The organism is Lampropedia hyalina DSM 16112 (assembly GCF_900129055.1).
Lineage (GTDB): Bacteria > Pseudomonadota > Gammaproteobacteria > Burkholderiales > Burkholderiaceae_C > Lampropedia > Lampropedia hyalina.
In genome coordinates, this window is the sequence record NZ_FQUZ01000011.1 from 23,769 (window position 1) to 44,073 (window position 20,305).

Below are 20,305 nucleotides of genomic sequence, written 5' to 3' on the forward strand. Positions count from 1 at the left end.
TTTTCCCGCACAATCGACGGCTTTTGCCATCGCCCATCCCTATACCCATGAAACGCGCTGCATCCCATTCTTCTGCTCCGTCCTGCCCCTGCCGTGTGGGGCAGCCCATCGTTGCCCACCAGGTTCTGCCCACCTATGAACAGTGCTGTGGCCGCTACGTTGAACAGTGGCCCGATGCCCTCGCGCCCGATGCCGAACACCTGATGCGCTCGCGCTACACGGCCTTTGTGCGGGAGCGGGCCGATTACCTGCTCCAGACCTGGCACCCCAGCACCCGCCCGGCCGCGCTGGATTTCGAGCCGCAGGCGCAATGGCTGGGGCTGGAGGTCAAACGCCACCTGCCGGGCAGTGTGCCCGGCGATGCCGACCGCAGCGAAGTGGAGTTCGTCGCACGCTACCGCGTGCATGGCCGCGCCGTGCGCCTGCACGAGCGCAGCCGCTTCGTGCGCGAACACGGCCAGTGGTTTTATCTGGATGGCGACTTCCCCGGTTCCCGGCCATGAAAAAGCCCCTGAACAGGGGCTGGGAGTTCACGGGAAGGCACCCGGATCAGGAGAGTTTCTGCAACGCCTGAATGCGCTCCTCGATGGGCGGGTGGGTGCTGAACAGCTTGCCGATGCCACCGGCAATGCCCATGGTGGCCAGATTCTGCGGCAGGTCTTCGGTGCTCAGGCCGCCCAGCCGGGCCAGGGCCTTCTGCATCGAATGCGGTTGCCCCATCAGGCGCGCCGCGCCTTCGTCGGCCCGGAATTCACGGTAGCGGCTGAACCAGGCCACGATGATGGAGGCCAGAAAGCCCAGCACCACCTGCAACACCATCACGGTGACGAAATAACCGATTCCACCGCCTTCGGAACGCTCGTTGCCCCGGTTGAGAAAGCCATCGACGATGGAGCCGATCACGCGCGAGAGGTAGATCACGAACGTATTGGTCACGCCCTGCACCAGCGTCATCGTCACCATGTCGCCATTGGCGACGTGCGCCACTTCGTGGCCGATGACCGCTTCCACTTCCTCGTGCGTCATGCTTTGCAGCAGGCCGGTGGAGACCGCCACCAGCGATGAATTCTTGAATGCACCGGTGGCAAACGCATTGGGTGGGCCATCGTAAATGCCCACTTCCGGCATGCGGATATTGGATTTCTCGGCGAACTGGCGCACCGTCTCGACAATCCACGCCTCATCCTGGTTGGTGGGCTGGTTGATGATGCGCACCCCCATGCTGTGCTTGGCCATCGTCTTGCTCAGCAGCAGCGAGATGATGGAGCCGCCAAAGCCCATCACCAGGGCCATCAGCAGCAGCCCGCCCTGGCTTTTCGGATCGACCCCGAGAATGCTGGTGATGATGCCCAGCACCAGCAGCACCGCCATGTTGGTGGCCACAAAAAGAAGAATTCGTGTCATCGTGGGTTCCTGTGAAAAATGATCGAAAGAATGCCGTTTCTGCCGTGAAGCTGTTTGAAATCCATGAAGAAAACAGCCTGTTGCACGCATTGGCATCGGTGAAAAATACCATTATGCAAGATGCGCTCCAGCGACAGAAGTTCAAGGGAATGCCCGTTGGCGTTGGGGTGTATCCGGGCCATTGGGCCAGCAGAAACTTTTCGCCTGTTCAGAAATCCTGCAAGAATCCCTGCTCTGCCTGCCCATATTCGATGATTGGGCAATGCGCAGGCATCTCGGACTTTGAGAGGGAAGGAAACTGTCATGGGCCATATCGTCTATTCCGAATTCAGCGACCACCGGCTGGCAAGTGGGCCGGTGCGCATTTATGCCGCCGGGGCTGCCCACGCGCCCGCCGTGCTGTTGCTGCACGGTGCCATGCTGGATTGGGCGGAGCTGTCGTGGATGCACCTGGCCCCCGTGCTGGCGCAGACGCACCGCGTGTACGCGCTGGATTTTCCGCGCCACGGAGCCAGCCGCCCCTGGGGCGATACGCTGGTCGATCAGGCTTTGCTGGAACGCATCGTCCACGAAGCCCTGAACGTGCTGGCGGTGGGCAAGGTGCATCTGGTGGGGCTGTCGATGGGGGCGGGCGTGGCCATGGGCTACGCGCTGCACCATCCCGAGCGCGTCCACAGGGCCGTGCTGGCGGCCCCGGCAGGCATCGGGGCCAAGCGCAAGGCGCAGTTGCTGACCTGGGCGTTCACGCGCATCGCGCCGGTGCAACGCTGGAATGCCCGCTATCTGGCCAAGAAGCCAGAGCTGATTCGCGACACGCTGCGCAAGGGACTGTCGCAGGGCGAGGCCACTCCGGCATTCGAGGCCATCGTGCTGGCCTGCCAGCAGGAGGCCGAACGCCAGGCGCGCCACGGTGAAAAGGCACTGGATGACTGGCAGATCGAAGCCTTCGAGCCATTTTCCATGCAACTGGACTTTCTGCCGGAACTGCCCGACATGCGGGTGCCCACGCTGTGGCTGCGCGGCAGCGACGACCCGATGGTCTATGCCGACGATGTGGCCGAAGCCGTGCGCCGCACCCCCGGCGCACAGTTCATCGGCATCGAACGCGCTCGCCACCTGCTGCCACTCGACCAACCCGAAGCATTCAACCGCGCGGTGCAGGCGTTTTTGGTGGACTGAACGCGATCGGCATGCTCAGAAGGGAATGGCCAGCTTCAGATAGAGTTGCTGGCCTTCGGGGCGGTTGCGTACCTCGAATTCCTTTTGCCACTTCAGGGTCAGCAGCCAGCCGTCGGCATTCGCATAGCGAATCGAAGGGCCGATGCCCAGGGCCTGTGCTTTGCCTTGCGCCCGGTTGGGGCCTTTGTCGTCGCTGACCTGTTGGAAGACATGGCCTCCCAGGCCCAGCACCCAGCCATTGCCCAAACCCCAGCCTGCACTGTAATCGGCATGAATGGCCTGACCGGAGCGGGTATCGGTGTCCTTGTTGCGCAGGTTGATGTCGAACATCAGTTTCAGGTCGGCATTCAGTCCGCTGGGCTGGGTGTAGGTGAGGGCGTAGAAGGGCTGCAATGCCCAGTGGTTCTTTCCCAGGCTGGCCGGGTCGTCGCGGTCATAGTCTCCGGTGGGAACAACCGCATCCAGGCCCACGATATAGTGCAGTGCGGATGACGCATGGTAGCCCAGCCCCGCTCCCAGCGTGATGTCGCCCAGCCCGGATTGGCTGAAGCGTGCGCCGTTGGCGCGGAAGTCGATGTCGAGTACCGGGGCAACGGCATGCAGCACGAACTGTCCTCCCAGCATTTGCCGGTCTGTGACCCAGATCAGGCGGGGCACCAGCAATCGGGTATCGACCTTGAAATCCGCCAGCAGGGATTCGCCCGCATCGCCGCGCAGTTTGTCGTAGTGCATGCTGCCGCCATACAGCAGAAAATGCACACCGGGCGGTGGCAGGGCACCGACCATGAAGTTTTCCAGGCCGTCTGCATAGACCGCCAGACCGCCCCCTTCACTGGCCATACTGCCCGATGCAGCGCAACAGGCGCAGGCAATGACCGAGAGCCGCAGGCCCATCCACCGTGGTGATCTTGAGTGCATGTATTGCTCCTTGCAGGAAATGGAAATGAACAAAGGGGGAAAGGTGGCTATGCAGCACCGAGCCGGTTGAAGCGGCCGCTGTGGAACAGCAAGGGCGCGACATTCTCGGTACTGTGAATGGCGCGAACCTGGCCGATGAACAGGGTATGGTCTCCCGCAGCCACTTCATTGACGACATCTGCAATCAGTTGTACCGGGGCGTTTGCCACCACGGGAAGATCGTTCTTGCTCACCAGGATGTTGTCCAGCTCGCTGTTGTGGCGGCCTGCGAAGTGCAGGGCGATGTGCTCCATGTTTTCGCCCAGGATATTGACGGCATACTGGCGGGAGGCTTTCAGCTTGGCCAGCATCTTGGAGCGGTTGTCGAGCGAAATGGCGATCAGCGGTGGGTCGAGCGAGATCGACATGAAGGCGTTGGCCGTCATGCCGTGGCTGCCGTCACCATCGCTGGTGGTAATCACGGTCACACCGGTGGCAAAGCGGCCGCAGGCATTTCTCAAGGCAATGCCATTGATTGCGTCAGACATGGCTGTCCCTTTCATCGAGTTGGTGATCGACCAGCATCCAGCCGGTCAGCAGTTTTTCAGCGTGTGCGATGCCCTGAATCCGTTGTGCACAGTCCTGTTGGCCCTGTGCCCGAAGGGTGCGGATGCGGCTGGAAGAGACTACTTCCTGCTGTTCACAGCGCACGGTTTCGTGGATGCGCGTGGTGAAGTGCTGCGCCAGCAGTGCGACATCTCCTGCCTGTCCGGCTCCAAAGCGAAAGTCCATGCCCACATGCACTTGCACCGGGTGCAGTTGTGCCAGTGCCTGCAAGAACTGTGTTGCCGTGCGGGTGCGGTAGCTGCGGTTGAAGCGCGCCAACACAATATGATCCGGCCCCAGGGCAGCAATCCGGGCCAGCTTGTCGTCGAGTGTGCAAAGCTGGGCTGCGCCGGTGAAGAAAACCTTGGGTGGTGGATCGAACGTCCATACCACCGAGGCGACGCCCTGTGCCCGTGCGGTCGTGACGGCCGTGCCAATCAGTGCCTGATGGCCCAGATGCACGCCATCGAAGGCACCGATGGTCACGATGCTGGCCGCCAGGCAAAGCGTGCCTTCCGGTACAACCGGGGTTCTGCAAGCGCAAAACTCGCCAATCATGGAACGAGCTTGCCGAGCTGATTGACATCCCAGGGATTGACCATGTCCTTGGCCAGCCAGCCGCTCAAATCGTACTCGCTCATGTAGTCGGCTACGATTTGCTGCATTGCTCCGAGTTCGCCGCAGGCCTGCGACATCATCATGGTCTGGATGCGGATATCTTCGTAATTGCCGGCATAGTTCAGTTCGTACAGTTCGTGGCGGCCGCCGAATTCCGACCCCATGGCATCCCACAGCAACTTGAGCAGCTTGACGCGGTCCAGTGCCACGATGCCGTTGGAGCCGCGTACAAAGCGATCCAGATAGGGACGCACTTCGTCGCTTTCGAAGTCCAGTGCCGACGAGGGAAGATAAATCAGACTGCTGGCCACATGGCGTTCGATCAGTTGCTTGATGCGGGCGTATGCGGTTGGTGCGAATACGCGATAGGCGGCTGCGTAGGCGGGATTGGCCTGTACATAGCCTTCTGTGCCTTCCCATGCGACTGGACTCTTGACCATGGCATCGGAAAGTCCCCAGAACAGATTCCGCCAGGCAATCACCTCGCCCACGGCAGTCTGTGGCCCACGGAAAGTATGGACGCCACTGACTTCGAGGGCCTTGGAAAACAGCCCGGCAATGAAGTCGAGCTTGATGGCCAGCCGGGTCACGCCATGCAGCAGAAAGCGTGGCACGAAACCGGATGCGGGTACGAAACGGTTGGCAGCCTCGATGTCGCCATAAATGAAGATGTTTTCCCAGGGAATCAGCACCTTGTCGAACACCAGAATGGCATCGTTCTCGTCCAGCCGACTCGACAAGGGGTAGTCGAAGGGCGTACCCATGACCGCAGCATTCAACTCATAGGAGGCACGGCTGATGAGCTTGCAGCCCTTCGAGTGGGTGGGGGCAGTGAAGATGACGGCAAATTTCTTGTCCTTGACGGGTACGCCGTAGTGGCCCACAAAGGAGGCGTGGGTCAGGGCCGAGCCGGTGGCCACTACCTTGGCTCCCGAGACAATCAGCCCGGCATCGGTTTCTTTTTCGACGTGGATGAATACTCCGCCGGTTTCCTCGATGGGCAGGTGGCGATCCACAGGGGGATTGACGATGGCATGGTTCCAGTACACCACCCGCTCCTGTGCCAGCCGGTTCCAGCGTCTGGCGTTTTCTGCATACTCGCCGTAATAGTCGGCATTGGCTCCGAGTGTGCCGATGAAGGATGCCTTGTAGTCTGGCGAGCGTCCCATCCAGCCGTAAGCGGCACGCTGGGTTTCGGCAATCGCATCGCGGGATTGCAGCAGGTGCTCGGCGGTTTTGGGGCCCTGGAAAAACGGGTGTGTCCAGCTTCCGGAACCCGTATCGGTTGGCACACCGATCTTGTCCTTGCTGGCGTGCAGCCGGTCGTACCAGCGTGCCAGCATGCGGGCGGAATTGCGAAATGCCGGGTGGGTCGTGACATCCTTGACGCGCTGCCCGTGGATGTAGACTTCGCGATCATCGCGCAGGGATTCCAGGTATTCGGCACCGGTATAGGGCGCAACGATCTTGTGCTCGTCTGACATTGTTGTCTCCTTATGGGTTCTTTTTGATTGCCCTGGGCCTCTGGGGGCACGGGGGATTCATGCCTCGGCTCGCAAGGGGAGCCGGGGCGTGCATAGCCTGGCGAAAACGGGGCTGATTTCTGGTCAGACGCTGGCAAGACGGGACAGGTCGGCCTGTGCCTCTGCCGAAAGCGTGCCGCCGGTGCCATAGGTGAAATAGGTGGGCGGAAGTTTTGCGCCACCGATGGCCAGACCCACATCGAAGTCGTTGAAGTCCCAGACCTTGGTATCGGCATCGGGATCGAGGTGCAGAATGCCGGTGTTGCCGAACAGTTCGATGCGGTTGCCGCCGGGTTCCATCACATACAGGAAGGCTCCCTGGGTGATGCCGTGGATATCCGGGCCGACCTCGATTTCGATGTCGTATTCACGGAACATTTCTGCCGCATCCGTGTTGTGTTGCAGCGATCCATAGAAGAACGCCAGGTGGTGCAGGCGACCGCGTGCCCCGGTGGAGTCGCGCATGGTGGCAATTTCATGGCCCAGCAGATTGGTGGTCATCCAGGCCCCCACTTCGACGTTCCCGTTCAGCACGGACTCTGTGGTGCGATAGCCCAGATGGCGTTCAAATGAACGACGCACGGGGGTGATGTCGGATGCCATCAGGTTGATGTGGTCGAGCCGTTTGACAGGCACCCCCTTGAGGGGCTTGCGCGATGGACGGGTCAGAATCTTGCTTTGCAATGCTGGTGGTGCGACGTATTTCTCCACTTCCCAGAAGGCCGACACGCCATGCCCGTCGGGGGTCTGGAAGTGCAGGGTCTTGCCATAGCCGAATTCGTTTTCTCCCCAGGACAGATTGACGCTGTCTGCCTTGAGTGCGTCTGCACGTCGATCCAGCGCGGCCGCCGAAGTGGTTCGCACCCCCAGATGGCCCAGCCCTGCCGAGGGGGCTTCGGTGATTTTCAGGCTCCACTGGTAGGGGTCCTCATAGGAGCGCAGGTACACGGACTGTCCTTCCCGTTTGGTGACGTACATGCCCAGCAATTCGGTGAAGAACCATTCGGTCTTCTCTGGTACGGGGGTCAGTAATTCGGCACGCGCGAGATGGGCAATTTCGAATCGGTTGTCTTGGTGGCTCATTGTTGTCTCCTGTTGAAAAAAATGGTTGCTGAATGGCATCTCAACCTGCGGTCACGCTCCGGCTGCGCTGGCCAGAATGGTTTTCCGTGAGCAGGCCACGTTCCTTGGCCATGGTCATCGCGGTGTCTTCGATCATGTCTTCCTGGCCGCCGATCATCTTCTTGCGGCCCAGTTCGACGAGGATGTCGCGTGCCGGTACCCCAAAGCGTTGAGCGGCGCGTTTGGCGTGCAGCAGGAAGGTGGAGTACACCCCTGCATAGCCCAGTGTGAGAGAGTCACGATCCACGCGCACCATGTGGTCCATCAGCGGCACGATGATGTCCTCGGCCATGTCCATCAGCTTGAACAGGTCCACACCGGTTTCGATGCCCATGCGGTCACACACGGCGGCAAAGACTTCCAGCGGCGTATTGCCTGCTCCTGCGCCCAGACCGGCGACCGAGGCATCGATGCGGCTTGCGCCAGCCTCGATTGCGGCAATCGAGTTGGCCACGCCCATGCCCAGGTTGTGGTGGCCATGAAAACCGATCTCGGTTTCCGGCTTCAGTGCGTCACGCAATGCGGCCACCCGTGTCCGCACGTCATCGGGCAGCATATAGCCGGCCGAATCGGTGATGTAAACGGTTTGCGCACCATAGGATTCCATCAGCTTGCCTTGCTGTGCCAGCCCTGCCGGGTCGTTGAGGTGTGACATCATCAGAAAGCCGCTGGCATCCATGCCCAGCTTGCGGGCATAGGCAATGTGTTGTGGCGAGGTGTCGGCCTCGGTGCTGTGGGTGGCCACATGGACGCTGCGCGCGCCGCATTCATGGGCCGATTGCAGCTCGCGCATGGTGCCCAGACCGGGGATCAGCAGCACCGAAACCACCGCCTGCTTCATGCGGGGAACCACGGCTTGCAGGTACTCTTCGTTGGAGGCCAGCGCAAAGCCATGCTGGATGGAGTTGCCGCCCAGCCCGCCGCCGTGCGTGACCTGGATCATCGGCACACCGGCATCGTCCAGTGCGGTCGCGACCTGCACCATTTGTTCCACGGAAATCTGCTCACGCTTGGCGTGCATGCCATCGCGCAGGCACATGTCGTGCAGGATGATCTTGCGACCTTTGAGGGGGTGGAGCGTGGTCATGCGGCCTCCTTGGTGCTGGGTTGCAGGCGTCCGGCCAGAATTTCCTCGGCGAACATTTCTGCCGTGCGGCTGGCGGCGGCGGTCATGATGTCCAGATTGCCCGCATACCTGGGCAGGTAATCGCCCAGCCCAGCGACCTCCATGAAGACGGTGACGCGCTGGCCGTCGAACACGGGGCCATTGACCAGGCGATAGCCCGGCACATACTTCTGCACCTGTTCGATCATCTCCAGTACCGACTCGATGATGCGCGGCTGATCCGGCTCCACGTCCGTGATGCAGTTGATGGTGTTGCGCATGATCATCGGCGGCTCTGCCGGGTTGATGATGGCCAGTGCCTTGCCGCGTCGTGCACCACCCACTTTCACGATGGCATTCGATGTGGTGTAGGTAAATTCATCCAGGTTGGCGCGGGTGCCGGGGCCGATGGATTTCGAGGCCAGACTGGCGACGATCTCGGCATAGTCCACGGCCTGCACGCGCGAGACGGCATGCACGATCGGGATGGTGGCCTGCCCCGCGCAGGAGATCATGTTCACATTCGTCTCGTTGTTGGCCGCATGGGTTTGCAGGTTCACCGGCGGTACGCACAGCGGCCCGATGGCCGCCGGGGTCAGGTCGATCATCAGCACGCCCAGTTCGTTGAGCTTGCGCGAGTTTTCGGCATGCACATAGGCGGAGGTGGCATCGAAGGCAATCTGCACACCGTCTGCCAGCACATGGGGCAGCAGCCCGTCCACGCCTTCTGCCGTGGTTTTCAGGCCGAAGTCACGGGCGCGTTTCAGGCCTTCGGATGCAGGGTCGATGCCGACCATCCATACCGGCTCCAGCACCGGACTGCGGCGCAGTTTGTAGATCAGATCGGTGCCGATGTTGCCCGGCCCGATGATGGCGCACTTGATTTTGCTCATGCGAAAAAATCCTTTCGGTCTTGGTTCTATGGGCGCAGTCGCATCACTCGTTCTGCTGGGCGGCCTGGGCGGCTTTGTCTGCCGCCGTGATGCCGCCGACCGAGAAATGCTCGGGCGTGAGTGTGTGAATGAGGATGCGTACCTGCTCGGGCCTGACACCCAGCGTGTCCACCACGCTGCGGGTGACTGCGGCGCACAACTGGCGTTTCTGCTCGACTGTGCGTCCTTCCATCAGATGAAATTCGATGATCGGCATGTGGGGTTCCTTTCTCTTTCTGTGGGTGGAGTCAGACGAAGTGCAGCGAGACGCTGCCCATGTTCTGAAAACGGGCCACGATGCTGTCGCCGGGGCTTACGGCAATCGCTTCGGTGATGGCTCCGGTCAGGATGAAGCTGCCTGCCGGCAGATATTCACCGCGTGCAGCCAGATGCTCCAGCAGCAGCACGATGGCATTGGCAGGGTGGTTGAGTACGGCGGCTCCGGCTCCCGATGCCTGGATTTCGCCGTTTTTCTCGATCACCACGCCCACGGTGCGCAGGTCCAGATCGCGCGGGTTGCGGGGCCGCCCACCGCTGGCGTAGCGGGAAGACGAGCTGTTGTCGGCGATCACGCTTTCCAGGTCGAACTTGAATTTCTCAAAGCGTGAATCGATGACTTCCAGCGCGGGAATCACGAAATCGGTTGCGGCCAGCACGTCCTCGATGCTGTGGCCTGGCCCGCGCAACTCCTCGCGCAGCACGAAGGCGATTTCTGCTTCCACACGGGGGTGAATCAGTTCGCGGGTGTCGATGGCACTGTTTTCCGGGCGTGCCATGGCATTGGTCAGGATGCCGAAGCCGGGCACATGCACTCCCATCTGCTCCATCTTGGCCCTGGAGGTCAATCCTGCCTTGAAGCCGGTGACGCGCTCGCCGCGCACCTGCCAGCGGCGGCGCAGTTCGTCCTGCACGGCATAGCCATCGGCAATGCTCAGTTCAGGGTGGCGGATGGTGAGTTTTTCGATGGTGTGGGCATGGTCTTGCGCATGCTGCACGGTATCGGCCAGTTCGCGGATGATGGTGGGAGAAAGGCTCATGATGCAGCTCCTGCAAAGCGGATGGAACAGGACCCCAGGCCGCCGACGCTGCAACGCAGGGTTTCGCCCGGCACACAGGGCACGAGTGACGATTGCGAGCCGGACAGAATCACCTCGCCCGCCCGGAATGGAATTCCCAGCCTGCCCAGCGTGTTGGCCAGCCAGACCACGGCATTGACCGGGCCGCCCTGCACGGCCGCACCGGCGGCGGTGTCGAACAGCTCGCCATTGCGCTCCAGTACCATGCCAGCCAGATTCAGATCCAGTTGCGTGGGGTGCAGGCGCGTCTTGCCCAGCAGATAGACACCGCAGGAGGCGTTGTCGGCAATCGTGTCCTGAATCCTGATCTTCCAGTCGGTGATGCGCGAATCCACGATCTCGAAGCAGGGCACGACGTAGTCGGTGGCATACAGCACATCGGCTGCCGTGATGCCGGGGCCATGAAGATCGCGCTTGAGCACAAAGGCCACTTCGGCTTCGGCACGCGGCTGGATCAGGCCGTCCAGCGGCACGTCCTGCCCTTCCTCGTAGGCCATCCCCGAGGTCAGTTGGCCAAAATCCGGCTGGTGTACTCCCAGAAGATTCTGGATGGCCTTGCTGGTGGCTCCAATCTTCTTGCCCACGACGGTCTCGCCTGCCGCCACGCGGCGTGCCACCAACCGGCTTTGAATCCGGTAGGCATCGTCGATGCCCAGGTCAGGTTCGCGCTCCAGCAGCGGTGCAATGGCCTGGCGCGTCAGCAGTGCGTCGTACAGTTCGTCGCCGTAGCGGTTGATGCTTTGTGAATCCAGAGGCATGGGAATGTCGCTTTCAGAGTTTGATGCAGACGTTGCGCAGTTCGGTGTAGAACTCCAGCGAGTGAACGCCGCCTTCGCGGCCAATGCCGGACTGCTTGGAGCCGCCAAAGGGGGTGCGCAGATCGCGCAGGAACCAGGAGTTCACCCAGACGATGCCCACGTCGATCCTGGCGGCCAGCCGGTGGGCACGCGAGAGGTCGCGGGTCCAGATGGCGGTGGAGAGGCCATAAGGGGTGTCATTGGCCAGACGGACGACTTCGGCTTCGTCATCGAATGGCGCGATGTGGCAGCACGGGCCGAATATTTCCTCGCGTACCACGGCTGCGTTTTCGGGCAGGCCAGTCCAGATGGTGGGCTGTACCCAAAACCCTTGCGCCAGATCGCCTGGCAACTCCGGCACTCCTCCGCCTGTGACCACGATCGCGCCTTCTGCCCTGGCTTTTTCGTAGTACGAGAGCACCTTGGCACGTTGTGCATCGCTGATGAGCGGCCCCAGCGTGGTGCTGCTGTCTTGCGGGTCTCCGGGCTTCAGGGCCTCGGCACGCTGTTTCAGGGCTGCGACGAAACGCTCGAAAATCGGCCGCTCCACATACAGGCGTTCTGTGCCCAGGCAAACCTGACCGCAGTTCAGGAAGACCGAGCGCATCGTGCCTTCGATGGCGGCTTCAAAGTCACAATCGGCAAAAACGATACCGGCGTTCTTGCCGCCCAACTCGAACGAGACATCCTTGATGGTGTCGGCTCCGGCCTTCATGATGGTTGCGCCGGTGCGGGTTTCACCGGTGAAGGTGATGGCATCCACGTCGTGGTGCGCCGTCAGGAATGCGCCAGCCGAATGGCCCCCAAACCCGTGCACCACGTTGTACACGCCGTTGGGAATGCCTACCGCATTCATCACCTCACCCAGCAAGGTGGCTGTACCGGGGCTTTCTTCCGAGGGCTTGACCACCACGGTATTGCCGCAGGCCAGTGCCGGAGCGACTTTCCAGGTCATCAGCAGCAGAGGCGCGTTCCAGGGACAGATCACACCGATCACGCCCTTGGGCGAACGAATCGCATAGTTCAGCGCACCCGCACCGTCTGGCGTGGCAGTTTGAAAGGCTTCCGTCGCAACGTTCTTGGCCACATCGGCAAAGATCTTGAAGTTGGCGGCACCGCGCGGGATGAAGGCATGTTCCATCATGCTGCGGGGCTGGCCGGTATCCGCCATTTCGGCAGCGACGAAATCGTCGAAACGCCGGGTGATTTCGTCTGCCACGCGGTCCAGCAGTGCGGAGCGTTCTTCCACCGACATCTGTCCCCAGGGGCCGTCCAGTGCGGCACGGGCGGCTTGTACCGCCGCGTCGATTTCCTCCTGTCCACCCTCACTCACATGGCCGATCAAGGCGTTGTCAGTCGGCCGGCGTTTCTCGAATGTCCTGCCGCTGCTGCTGGCAGTGAAACGGCCATCAATGAAATGTTGAAATTGTTTCGGATGGGGGGATGCTGGATGATGTGTCATGGTGCAGACTCTTTCGTCATCGTCGTTACCGCCAACAGGGCGGAGGAAGGGCGTACCGCACAGCGTCGCCATGCAGTCAATGTGGTGGTCAATCGAAGGTGCTGGCCCACTGCAAGCCACTTCATGGACGAAGTGGGCGCATGGCAGCCTGTTGGCCCATCAGGGAGATGGAGGTGGCATCCCGGCTGCTGGATGCCAACGGGGTCTTGAACCCAAGACAAGAGCCTGATGCTGGTCTTGCTCTGAAATGTGGAATGTCATGTTTGTCTCCTTGCGCTGTTCCGTATGGAGGAACTTCTTGTGTGGTTGAAATTTAAACAAATCAACCCATACCGTCCAATACTTTTGAATGGCACAATCAATACCCAATCGGTATATTGAACAAGACCAGAAAAGGAACCTGCATGAACACGAAATTCGCAGCAGTGGAGATGCGGCACTTGCGTTATTTCGTCAGTGTGGCGCAGGAAGGCAGTTTTCGGGCCGCCGCCGATCGATTGCATATCACGCAACCGCCACTGACCCGGCAGGTGCAACAACTGGAAGACATACTCGGTACCGAGCTGTTCGTGCGCCAGCCTCGCGGCGTGGCACTGACCACGGCGGGACGCATGTTGCTCGAAGATGCACAGAACATCCTCTCACTGACGGAGCAGGCACTGGATCGCAGCCGTATTGCCGGACGGGGAGAGCTGGGCCGGATCGACATCGGCGTGTTCGGTTCGGCTGGGCTGAATTTCGTGCCGCGCATCATTCAGGACTATCGCTGCCTCTATCCGCAGGTCGAGGTGGTGCTGCACAATCTGGATCGCGGCAGCCAGATCAAGGCCTTGCACGAACGGCGTTTGACGCTGGCATTCAATCGCTATTTTGAGGATGAGATCGGCCTGGAGTGGGAGGTTCTCCTCACCGAACGAATGCACGTTGCCGTTCCCATATCACACCCGCTGGCCAAGCACCGGGAGCTGGCATTGGCCGATCTCACCGAACAGCCCCTGATTCTGTATCCACGCAAGCCTCGTCCGGGGTTCATCGATCATGTCATGCGCCTCTTCCATGCCCAGAACCTGCAACTGCATCTGGAACAGGAAGTGGACGATGTGGTCACTGCCGTGGCCTTGGTGGCGGCTGGCGTGGGGCTGAGTCTGGTGGTGGACTCCTCGTGCAACCTGAAATTGCCGGGGGTGGTCTATGTGCCATTGCACCGGCTGGACAAGGCGATTGTCAATTTGTGCATGATCCACCGCAAGGATGACAACTCCCCGCTTCTGCAGAACTTTGTCAGGGTCGCCCGCAAGCAGAAGAACCGGAAAACTGCGGTCAAGCCGCAACGCCAGGGCCATTCCGAAAATCCACCTCCGGGCATGGCAGGGCACACCATTTCATGAAACCTTGGCGGTAATCAAACCCCCAGGTGATCGCGCAGAGTCCGGCCTGTGTAGTCGCGGCGGAACAGGCCGCGTTTTTGCAGTTCGGGCACGACCTGTTCGACAAAGTCCTCGATGCTGCCGGGCAGGGACGGGGGCATGAGGTTGAAGCCGTCGGCACCGCCTTCGCGCAGCCAGCGTTCCATTTCGTCGGCAATGGATGCGGGCGTTCCGACCATGGTGCAGTGGCCGCCACCGGCGGCCAGCCGTCCCAGCAGTTGCCGCAGGGTGGGGCGTTCGACTTCGATGATGCGCAAGATCGTGGCGTAGCGTCCCTGAGGGCCGAGGAAGGCTTGCAGCGGCGGCAGATCGGGAACCGGTTCGTCCAGTGCCCACTGTGAACAGTCCTGCTGGATGAACATTTGCAGTTGCTGCAAGGAGGTGTCGGTGGGCAGCAGTTCGTCGAGTTCACGCTGTTGGGCGCGCGCTTCGGCTTCGGTGGAGGCGACGTAGGTGACCAGCCCAGGCATGACGGGAACGGGCGCGGTGCGCCCGGTGGCCCGCACGCGCTGGTGGATGTCCTGGCGGTAGGCCTGGGCGGCGGGCAGGTCGTAGGCGACGGCGTAGATGGCTTCGGCGTGGCGGGCGGCAAAGTCCCGTCCTTGTTCCGATGCACCGGCCTGAAACAGCACCGGGGTGCGCTGTGGCATGGGCAGGGTGTTGAGCGGGCCATCGACCAGAAAATGCTCGCCCTGGTGCAGCAGCGGGTGCACCTTGCTGGCATCGGCAAAGTCGCCGCTGCGGTTCATGCGCACGGCATCGGCATCCCAGGTGCGCCACAGTCCGAGGGTGGCCCGCACGAATTCTTCGGCCCGGCGGTATCGCCAGTCGTGGTCGGGCATGGCCGGGTAGCCGTGGTTGCGCGCTTCGGCATCGAACATGGAGGTGACGACGTTCCAGCCCACGCGCCCTTGCGAGATGTGATCCAGCGAGGCCAGCAGCCGCGCCGCATGGAACGGGGTGTAGAAGGTGCTGGAGATGGTGCTGACCAGTCCGATGCGTTCGGTGGCGCGTGCCATGGCGGCCAGTGCCGTCAGTGGCTCCAGCACCCAGAATGGGCAGTCGCTGACATCGTAGGCGGATTGCCCGTCGGCAAAGAACACGGCATCGAATTTGCCGCGCTCGGCAATGCGTGCCAGTGCTTCGTAGTAGCGGATGTCGGCCAGTTGCTCGACGGCAGAATGTGGGTGTCGCCAGGCGGCACGGTGATGACCGCAGGCGAGGATGAACAGGTTCAGGTGCATCATCGTGGCGTTTCCTTCAGTGTTTGACCAGCCCGCCATCGACCAGCAGGTTTTGCCCGGTGATGGCGCGTGCCCACGGCGAGGCGAAGAACAGCACGGCATCGGCCAGTTCGGCGGGGGTGGTGACGCGCCGCAGCGGGGTGCTGGCGGCAATCAGATTGAAGACGGCATCGGGCGTGGCCGCCGAGGCATCGGTGGTGCGCAGCAGGCCGCCTGAGACCATGTTCACGGTGATGCCATCGGCCCCCAGGTCTTGCGCCAGTGTGCGCGTGAGGGCCAGCAGTGCGGCCTTGGCGGCGGTGTAGTCGTGGTAGGGAACGACGGGGTTCTGCACCAGATTGGTCCCGATATTGACGATGCGGCCCAAGCCGAGCTGGCGCATGCCTGCCAGTGTGGCCTGGGTGGTGTGCAGCGCACCGCGCACGGCCCCTTCGAGTTGCTGCTGCATGTGGTTCCATGTCAGGTGGTCGGCGTGCGCACGGGCATCGCCGTTGAACTGGAAGGAGGGCAGGGCGTTGTTCACCACGGTGCTGATGGGGGTGCCGAAGTGCTGCCGCGCCTGTGCAACGAGTGCCTGCACGGCCTCGCGGTCGCAGACATCGGCCTGTACCGCCAGGGCTTGCTGTGGCCACTGGGCGGCCAGTGCCTGTGCGGCTTGGGCACTGCGGTGGTAGTTCACGACGACCCGTGCGCCTTCGCGCAGAAAGGCCTGTGCAATGTGCAGCCCCAGACCGCGTGCCGCACCGGTGACAAGTACGGTTTGCGCCGCAAGGGGCAGGGGGGATGGCTGGGTGTTGGTCATGGCTTCTTCTCCTTGGAATCGGGCAGGAAATGCGTGCCAGACGAAGAGGCCATGCCCCGACCCGGCGCAATGGCCGGGCAGGGCGGGTGACATCCCTTCGCCAGCATGAACTGGATCAGGTTCAACGGGTGTGATCTCAGCCCTGTCCAGCGTGGACGGGACACCCCGTGTCGGTGTGCGCTGAAAGTGCGCGGGATGATTGTAGTTCTTCCACGGTATGGTTTTGCGCCTGAATTGGCCATGCAGGGGCCTATGATCCAAACCTGAAAAGAATGGATCGGTGGCGAGGGCTGGCCGCCTCTATTCATGCTTTGAAACTTGCCAGCACGGAACTGTTATGCCACGAATTCTGCACACTGCCGATTGGCAGATTGGTCGCCAGTATGGGCGTTTTGCACCGGAGGATGCGGCGGCCTTGGCCGAGGCCCGTTTCTCCACGATTGAGCGCGTGGCTGCGCTGGCTGTGGAGCAGCAGGTCCAGGCAGTGCTGGTGGCGGGAGATGTGTTCGATGCGCAGACGGTGTCCGACCGTACTATCCGCCGCTTGTTCAACGCCTTGCAGGGATTTGCCGGGCCGTGGGTCGTGATTCCCGGCAACCACGACGCTGCGCTGGCCGAAAGCGTCTGGAGCCGTGCCCGGCGTCTGGCGGCCATTCCCCCACATGTGCATGTGGCGTGTGAGCCGCAGGTGCTGCCTTTCCCTGATCTGGGCATTGCGGTGCTGGCCGCACCGCTGACGCAGCGTCAGACCCACAGCGATCTGACCGAGTGGTTCGATGCCGCCGAAACGGCCTCTGGCCTTTTGCGCATTGGGCTGGCGCATGGCAGTGTGCAGGGGCTGCTGGCGCAGGATATCGATTCGCCCAATCCGATTGCCGCCGACCGCGCCCGCCGGGCACGCCTGGATTACCTGGCATTGGGTGACTGGCATGGCCGCAGGCAGATCGATGGGAATACCTGGTACAGCGGAACGCCCGAGCAAGACCGTTTCAAGGACAACGATGCAGGTCATGTGCTGCTGGTGGATTGGCCCGATGGTGAGCCGGGGCCATGCGTGCAGTCGCACGCTGTGGGGCATTATCACTGGCAGCAGTGGCGTGTGGTGTTGGCGGTGGAGTCCGATCTGGAGCCATGGATCGAACGCCTGAAGGCTTTGCCTGACCATGCGGTGCTGCATCTGGAGCTGACGGGGCATCTCGATCTGGCCGCGCGGTACCGCCTCCAGCAGGCATTGTCGGTGGCGCAAGGCCGATGCCGCAGTCTGCAATGGGATGAGAGCCGACTGCGCATCCTGCCTACCGATCAGGAGGTGGCTGCCCTGCATGCCGATGGCTATCTGGGTGAAGTCATTCACGAACTGCGTGAACAGCAACAGGCCGAAGGGACAGAAGCAGCAGAAGTGGCCCGCGAGGCCCTGAGCATTCTGGCGGGTTTGTTGCGGGAGCAGGAGGGCCGGACATGAAGTTGCGTCGCTTGCGCGTGGAACAGTTCTGCCAGTTTCGCCAGCCCCTGGAGATCCGCGGGCTGGAGCCGGGGCTGAATTTGTTCACTGGCCCCAACGAATCGGGCAAGACTACGCTGGTGCGTGCCATCCGTGCGGCTTTTTTCGAGCGTTACCGCTCCAGCAGTGTGGAAGATTTGCAGCCCTGGGGTGATTCCGCTGCCGCCCCCTCGATCGAACTGGAATTTGAGTGGCAGGGCGAGTGCTGGCATCTGGCCAAACGATTCATTCGGCAAAAACGCTGCGATCTGCGCAAGGGCGATCAGTCGTTCGACGGGGAGGAAGCCGAAGACATGCTGGCGGGCCTGCTGGGCTACCAGTTTGCCGGACGCGGAGCCAGCAAGGCCGAGCACTGGGGCATTCCGGGCCTGCTGTGGATCGAGCAGGGCACCGGGCAGGACATTCACACTGCCGTTACCCATGCGGGCGATCACCTCAAGTCCGCGCTGGGCCAGACACTGGGCGAAGTGGCCAGCAGTGCGGGCGATGGCATGACGGCTCTGGTGCAGCGTGAGCGCGCGATATTGCTGACCCCCAGCGGCAAACCCACCGGCGATTACGCCCGGATTCTGCAAGAGCATGGGCAATATCGGGCGAAGCTGGAGGAGATCGACACCCGGATTGCGACCTACCGCCAGCAGGTCGATCGGCTGGGTGAATTGCAGCAGTTGCAACGCGACGATACCGCCAGACCCTGGGAGCATTACCGCCAGCAGGTGCGGCAAACGCAGGCGCGGCTGGCAGAGGTGGAAAGATGGGTGCTGGAACAGCAGCGCGAGCAACGCGATCTGCAACATTGCCAGGAAATGCAGCAGTGGTGCAGCGATCAACTGCGCCACTTCGCTAGGCAACAGCAGGAATGCCAGCAGCGCGACATGGCTCGGCAACAGGCCGCCGCCGCACTGGAGGAGGTGCAGGCACGCCAACCGCAGGTGCAGACGGTACTGTGCCGGGCGCAGGCCACCTACCAGCAGGCACGCGAAGCCCTTGCGCAAGCCCGCCAGCAGGAACAGCACAACACCCTGGTGCGTGAGCTGGCCTTGCTGCGCGAAGAACTGGCCACTACCGAAAGCGCGTGGCAGCAGGCGCAGGAGCTGCAATCCCGGCTGTTGGCACAGCGCACCCAACTGCAAGCCCTGCACATCGACACCCGGCAACTGGGGCAATTGCAGAAACTCCGTCAGGAATGCAGCGATCTGGAGATTCAGCGCAAAGCAGTGGCGACCCGGCTGCAATTTGCACTGGAGCCTAGCCAACGCTTGCAATGGGGCGATGAGGTGCTGGAGGGGCAAGGTGAGCGTTTGCTGCTGGAGCCGGTGAGCCTGTCGATAGAGGGCATGGGAGTGCTGCACATACAGCCCGGCGGCGAAGACGTGGCGGATCTGGCGCGTCGCCAGCAGACCCGGCAAGACCGGTTTGCTGCCATGCTGGAGAAAATGGGGGTGGCAGACCTTGCCCAGGCCCAGGAGCGTGCCCAGCAGTGCCGCAGCCTTCAGGAAGAAATCCGCCACAACGAATTGCGTCTGCACCAATGCGCGTCCAAAGGGGTGGCCGAACTTGAACAGGAGCTGCAATTGCAGCGGCAACGCCTGCATCTGCTGGAGCAGCAGCAGACCCATGCGTCCCCCGTGGCAATTGACTGCATTGGCGTGGCCCATGCCGAGGCCCAATCGGAAGCCGCGCGCGAAAAACTCAAGGCAGCAGAACAGGCCGAGGCGGATTTCCGCCGGGACTTCAGTCTGGCCGAGCAGGCATGGCGCAATGCCGATGCGGAATGGCAAAGAGTCGAACGCGAGCTTCAATCCGCCGAACGCCAGCAGCGCGAACAGCAACTCCACGCCCAGCGGCTGGAACTGCAAGGCATGGAATCGGCCTTGCGGGCATCCATCTCGCACCGTCAGCAGGAAATCGACGCCGCGAACCCCGAACTGCTGCGCCAGGACATCGAACGCCTGAGTCGTACCGCCGATGGCATGGAAAAAATTGCCCAGGAGCGCGCCCAGGAATGCGATCGCCTGCAAACCAGTCTGGAAGCCCTTGGTGCCCAGGGGCTGGAAGAGCAACGCACTTCACTGCTGCTGGAACAGCAACGGGTGGAACGCCGCCGCGATGAACTCAGTCGCCGTGCCGCTGCCCTGAATGCGTTGCTGCAACTGTTGCAGGCCAAACGCCAGGAACTGGTGCAACGGTTGCAGCAGCCGCTGCAACGCCACCTCGACCGCTATCTGCAACTGATGTTTCCGCAGGCCAGTCTCCGCGTGGATGAAAACCTGATCCCTGAACAACTGGTACGCACCAGCCACCACCGGGAAGCACGCGACAGCTTTGCCATGCTCAGCTTCGGTGCCCGTGAGCAAATGGGTCTTATCAGCCGCCTCGCCTACGCCGACCTGCTCCAGGAGGCCAACCGGCCCACCCTCATCATTCTGGATGACGCGCTGGTTCACAGCGACCGCCAGCGACTGGAGCCGATGAAGCGCATCCTTTTCGATGCTGCCCGGCGACACCAGATTCTGCTGTTCACCTGCCACCCAGACAAATGGCACGATCTGGGGGTGACTGCACGCGAGATGCAATCGCTCAGGGCCGGTGCCTGAAAACCTGTTCACG

20 protein-coding genes and 1 riboswitch are annotated in these 20,305 nt (G+C 61.9%); of the genes, 5 read left to right on the forward strand and 15 right to left on the reverse strand.

The features are described from left to right. The first annotated feature begins 47 nt into the window (after nt 1-47). Entirely contained in the window at nt 48-503 is a 456-nt protein-coding gene (locus BUE21_RS05960) for a YchJ family protein (RefSeq protein WP_073355756.1), read from the forward strand. 46 nt (nt 504-549) lie between these two features. Here BUE21_RS05960 and htpX read toward each other — a convergent pair whose 3' ends face one another. Together htpX and BUE21_RS14450 are read right to left on the reverse strand one after the other, a co-directional pair. Next, nucleotides 550-1,404 carry a protease HtpX gene (gene htpX / locus BUE21_RS05965; RefSeq protein ID WP_073355758.1) on the reverse strand — a complete coding sequence of 285 codons (855 nt, stop codon included), beginning with the start codon at nt 1,402-1,404 and terminating at the stop codon, nt 550-552. Further along, nucleotides 1,401-1,709 carry a hypothetical protein gene (locus tag BUE21_RS14450; RefSeq protein WP_143164440.1) on the reverse strand — a complete coding sequence of 103 codons (309 nt, stop codon included), beginning with the start codon at nt 1,707-1,709 and terminating at the stop codon, nt 1,401-1,403. The genes htpX and BUE21_RS14450 overlap by 4 nt, the downstream gene beginning before the upstream one ends. On the opposite strand from BUE21_RS14450, the gene BUE21_RS05975 reads away from it, so the two are divergent. Then, entirely contained in the window at nt 1,708-2,583 is an 876-nt protein-coding gene (locus tag BUE21_RS05975) for an alpha/beta fold hydrolase (protein WP_073355764.1), read from the forward strand. The two genes, BUE21_RS14450 and BUE21_RS05975, sit on opposite strands and share 2 nt — an antisense overlap. 15 nt (nt 2,584-2,598) lie before the next feature. Here BUE21_RS05975 and BUE21_RS05980 read toward each other — a convergent pair whose 3' ends face one another. The 11 genes from BUE21_RS05980 to BUE21_RS06030 all read right to left on the reverse strand — a co-directional run bounded on the left by BUE21_RS05980 (nt 2,599) and on the right by BUE21_RS06030 (nt 12,721). Then, the gene (locus BUE21_RS05980) at nt 2,599-3,501 is read right to left on the reverse strand and encodes a SphA family protein (RefSeq protein WP_084522959.1); all 903 of its coding nucleotides are present in this window, start codon (nt 3,499-3,501) and stop codon (nt 2,599-2,601) included. 47 nt (nt 3,502-3,548) lie between these two features. Then, entirely contained in the window at nt 3,549-4,028 is a 480-nt protein-coding gene (locus tag BUE21_RS05985) for a flavin reductase family protein (RefSeq protein WP_073355768.1), read from the reverse strand. Beyond that, complete coding sequence (locus tag BUE21_RS05990) at nt 4,021-4,644, reverse strand: FAD synthetase family protein (RefSeq protein ID WP_073355772.1); 624 nt, start codon at nt 4,642-4,644, stop codon at nt 4,021-4,023. Before BUE21_RS05990 ends, BUE21_RS05985 begins: the two co-directional genes overlap by 8 nt. Next, nucleotides 4,641-6,188: a 4-hydroxyphenylacetate 3-hydroxylase N-terminal domain-containing protein gene (locus BUE21_RS05995; protein ID WP_073355775.1), complete on the reverse strand. Its 1,548-nt coding sequence runs from the start codon at nt 6,186-6,188 to the stop codon at nt 4,641-4,643. The genes BUE21_RS05990 and BUE21_RS05995 overlap by 4 nt, the downstream gene beginning before the upstream one ends. Before the next feature lie 123 nt (nt 6,189-6,311). After that, nucleotides 6,312-7,310: a VOC family protein gene (locus tag BUE21_RS06000; protein ID WP_073355777.1), complete on the reverse strand. Its 999-nt coding sequence runs from the start codon at nt 7,308-7,310 to the stop codon at nt 6,312-6,314. A gap of 40 nt (nt 7,311-7,350) precedes the next feature. After that, nucleotides 7,351-8,436, reverse strand: coding sequence for a 4-hydroxy-2-oxovalerate aldolase (dmpG, locus tag BUE21_RS06005; RefSeq protein WP_073355778.1), 1,086 nt, complete (start codon nt 8,434-8,436; stop codon nt 7,351-7,353). After that, a complete protein-coding gene (locus BUE21_RS06010; RefSeq protein WP_073355780.1) occupies nt 8,433-9,347 on the reverse strand; it encodes an acetaldehyde dehydrogenase (acetylating) in 915 nt (304 codons plus the stop codon). Before BUE21_RS06010 ends, dmpG begins: the two co-directional genes overlap by 4 nt. A 43-nt stretch (nt 9,348-9,390) precedes the next feature. Continuing rightward, nucleotides 9,391-9,603: a 2-hydroxymuconate tautomerase gene (locus BUE21_RS06015; RefSeq protein WP_084522935.1), complete on the reverse strand. Its 213-nt coding sequence runs from the start codon at nt 9,601-9,603 to the stop codon at nt 9,391-9,393. Between the two features lie 31 nt (nt 9,604-9,634). Continuing rightward, entirely contained in the window at nt 9,635-10,423 is a 789-nt protein-coding gene (dmpH, locus tag BUE21_RS06020) for a 2-oxo-3-hexenedioate decarboxylase (RefSeq protein WP_073355782.1), read from the reverse strand. Continuing rightward, the gene (dmpE, locus tag BUE21_RS06025; RefSeq protein WP_073355839.1) at nt 10,420-11,214 is read right to left on the reverse strand and encodes a 2-oxopent-4-enoate hydratase; all 795 of its coding nucleotides are present in this window, start codon (nt 11,212-11,214) and stop codon (nt 10,420-10,422) included. The genes dmpH and dmpE overlap by 4 nt, the downstream gene beginning before the upstream one ends. A 19-nt stretch (nt 11,215-11,233) precedes the next feature. Continuing rightward, entirely contained in the window at nt 11,234-12,721 is a 1,488-nt protein-coding gene (locus BUE21_RS06030) for a 2-hydroxymuconic semialdehyde dehydrogenase (protein WP_073355784.1), read from the reverse strand. A 404-nt stretch (nt 12,722-13,125) separates the two neighbouring features. On the opposite strand from BUE21_RS06030, the gene BUE21_RS06035 reads away from it, so the two are divergent. Next, on the forward strand, nt 13,126-14,109 hold the full coding sequence (locus BUE21_RS06035; protein ID WP_073355786.1) for a LysR family transcriptional regulator: 984 nt from the start codon (nt 13,126-13,128) through the stop codon (nt 14,107-14,109). Between the two features lie 14 nt (nt 14,110-14,123). Here BUE21_RS06035 and BUE21_RS06040 read toward each other — a convergent pair whose 3' ends face one another. Beyond that, nucleotides 14,124-15,395 (reverse strand): LLM class flavin-dependent oxidoreductase, encoded by a 1,272-nt coding sequence (locus BUE21_RS06040; protein ID WP_073355788.1) that lies wholly within the window; start codon nt 15,393-15,395, stop codon nt 14,124-14,126. 13 nt (nt 15,396-15,408) lie between these two features. After that, nucleotides 15,409-16,194 (reverse strand): 3-oxoacyl-ACP reductase, encoded by a 786-nt coding sequence (locus BUE21_RS06045; protein WP_073355792.1) that lies wholly within the window; start codon nt 16,192-16,194, stop codon nt 15,409-15,411. A gap of 75 nt (nt 16,195-16,269) precedes the next feature. Next, nucleotides 16,270-16,372: riboswitch (TPP riboswitch) on the reverse strand. A gap of 159 nt (nt 16,373-16,531) precedes the next feature. On the opposite strand from BUE21_RS06045, the gene BUE21_RS06050 reads away from it, so the two are divergent. Together BUE21_RS06050 and BUE21_RS06055 are read left to right on the forward strand one after the other, a co-directional pair. Further along, the gene (locus BUE21_RS06050; protein ID WP_073355794.1) at nt 16,532-17,656 is read left to right on the forward strand and encodes a metallophosphoesterase family protein; all 1,125 of its coding nucleotides are present in this window, start codon (nt 16,532-16,534) and stop codon (nt 17,654-17,656) included. Further along, a complete protein-coding gene (locus tag BUE21_RS06055; RefSeq protein ID WP_073355796.1) occupies nt 17,653-20,292 on the forward strand; it encodes an AAA family ATPase in 2,640 nt (879 codons plus the stop codon). The genes BUE21_RS06050 and BUE21_RS06055 overlap by 4 nt, the downstream gene beginning before the upstream one ends. The last annotated feature ends 13 nt before the right edge of the window (nt 20,293-20,305 follow it).

Bases quoted from the DNA above. Each gene is read 5' to 3' on its own strand.
- BUE21_RS05960 (WP_073355756.1), top strand. From the start codon at position 48: ATGAAACGCGCTGCATCCCATTCTTCTGCTCCGTCCTGCCCCTGCCGT.
- htpX (WP_073355758.1), bottom strand. From the start codon at position 1,404: ATGACACGAATTCTTCTTTTTGTGGCCACCAACATGGCGGTGCTGCTG.
- BUE21_RS05975 (WP_073355764.1), top strand. From the start codon at position 1,708: ATGGGCCATATCGTCTATTCCGAATTCAGCGACCACCGGCTGGCAAGT.
- BUE21_RS14450 (WP_143164440.1), bottom strand. From the start codon at position 1,709: ATGACAGTTTCCTTCCCTCTCAAAGTCCGAGATGCCTGCGCATTGCCC.
- BUE21_RS05980 (WP_084522959.1), bottom strand. From the start codon at position 3,501: ATGCACTCAAGATCACCACGGTGGATGGGCCTGCGGCTCTCGGTCATT.
- BUE21_RS05985 (WP_073355768.1), bottom strand. From the start codon at position 4,028: ATGTCTGACGCAATCAATGGCATTGCCTTGAGAAATGCCTGCGGCCGC.
- BUE21_RS05990 (WP_073355772.1), bottom strand. From the start codon at position 4,644: ATGATTGGCGAGTTTTGCGCTTGCAGAACCCCGGTTGTACCGGAAGGC.
- BUE21_RS05995 (WP_073355775.1), bottom strand. From the start codon at position 6,188: ATGTCAGACGAGCACAAGATCGTTGCGCCCTATACCGGTGCCGAATAC.
- BUE21_RS06000 (WP_073355777.1), bottom strand. From the start codon at position 7,310: ATGAGCCACCAAGACAACCGATTCGAAATTGCCCATCTCGCGCGTGCC.
- dmpG (WP_073355778.1), bottom strand. From the start codon at position 8,436: ATGACCACGCTCCACCCCCTCAAAGGTCGCAAGATCATCCTGCACGAC.
- BUE21_RS06010 (WP_073355780.1), bottom strand. From the start codon at position 9,347: ATGAGCAAAATCAAGTGCGCCATCATCGGGCCGGGCAACATCGGCACC.
- BUE21_RS06015 (WP_084522935.1), bottom strand. From the start codon at position 9,603: ATGCCGATCATCGAATTTCATCTGATGGAAGGACGCACAGTCGAGCAG.
- dmpH (WP_073355782.1), bottom strand. From the start codon at position 10,423: ATGAGCCTTTCTCCCACCATCATCCGCGAACTGGCCGATACCGTGCAG.
- BUE21_RS06030 (WP_073355784.1), bottom strand. From the start codon at position 12,721: ATGACACATCATCCAGCATCCCCCCATCCGAAACAATTTCAACATTTC.
- BUE21_RS06035 (WP_073355786.1), top strand. From the start codon at position 13,126: ATGAACACGAAATTCGCAGCAGTGGAGATGCGGCACTTGCGTTATTTC.
- BUE21_RS06040 (WP_073355788.1), bottom strand. From the start codon at position 15,395: ATGATGCACCTGAACCTGTTCATCCTCGCCTGCGGTCATCACCGTGCC.
- BUE21_RS06045 (WP_073355792.1), bottom strand. From the start codon at position 16,194: ATGACCAACACCCAGCCATCCCCCCTGCCCCTTGCGGCGCAAACCGTA.
- BUE21_RS06050 (WP_073355794.1), top strand. From the start codon at position 16,532: ATGCCACGAATTCTGCACACTGCCGATTGGCAGATTGGTCGCCAGTAT.
- BUE21_RS06055 (WP_073355796.1), top strand. From the start codon at position 17,653: ATGAAGTTGCGTCGCTTGCGCGTGGAACAGTTCTGCCAGTTTCGCCAG.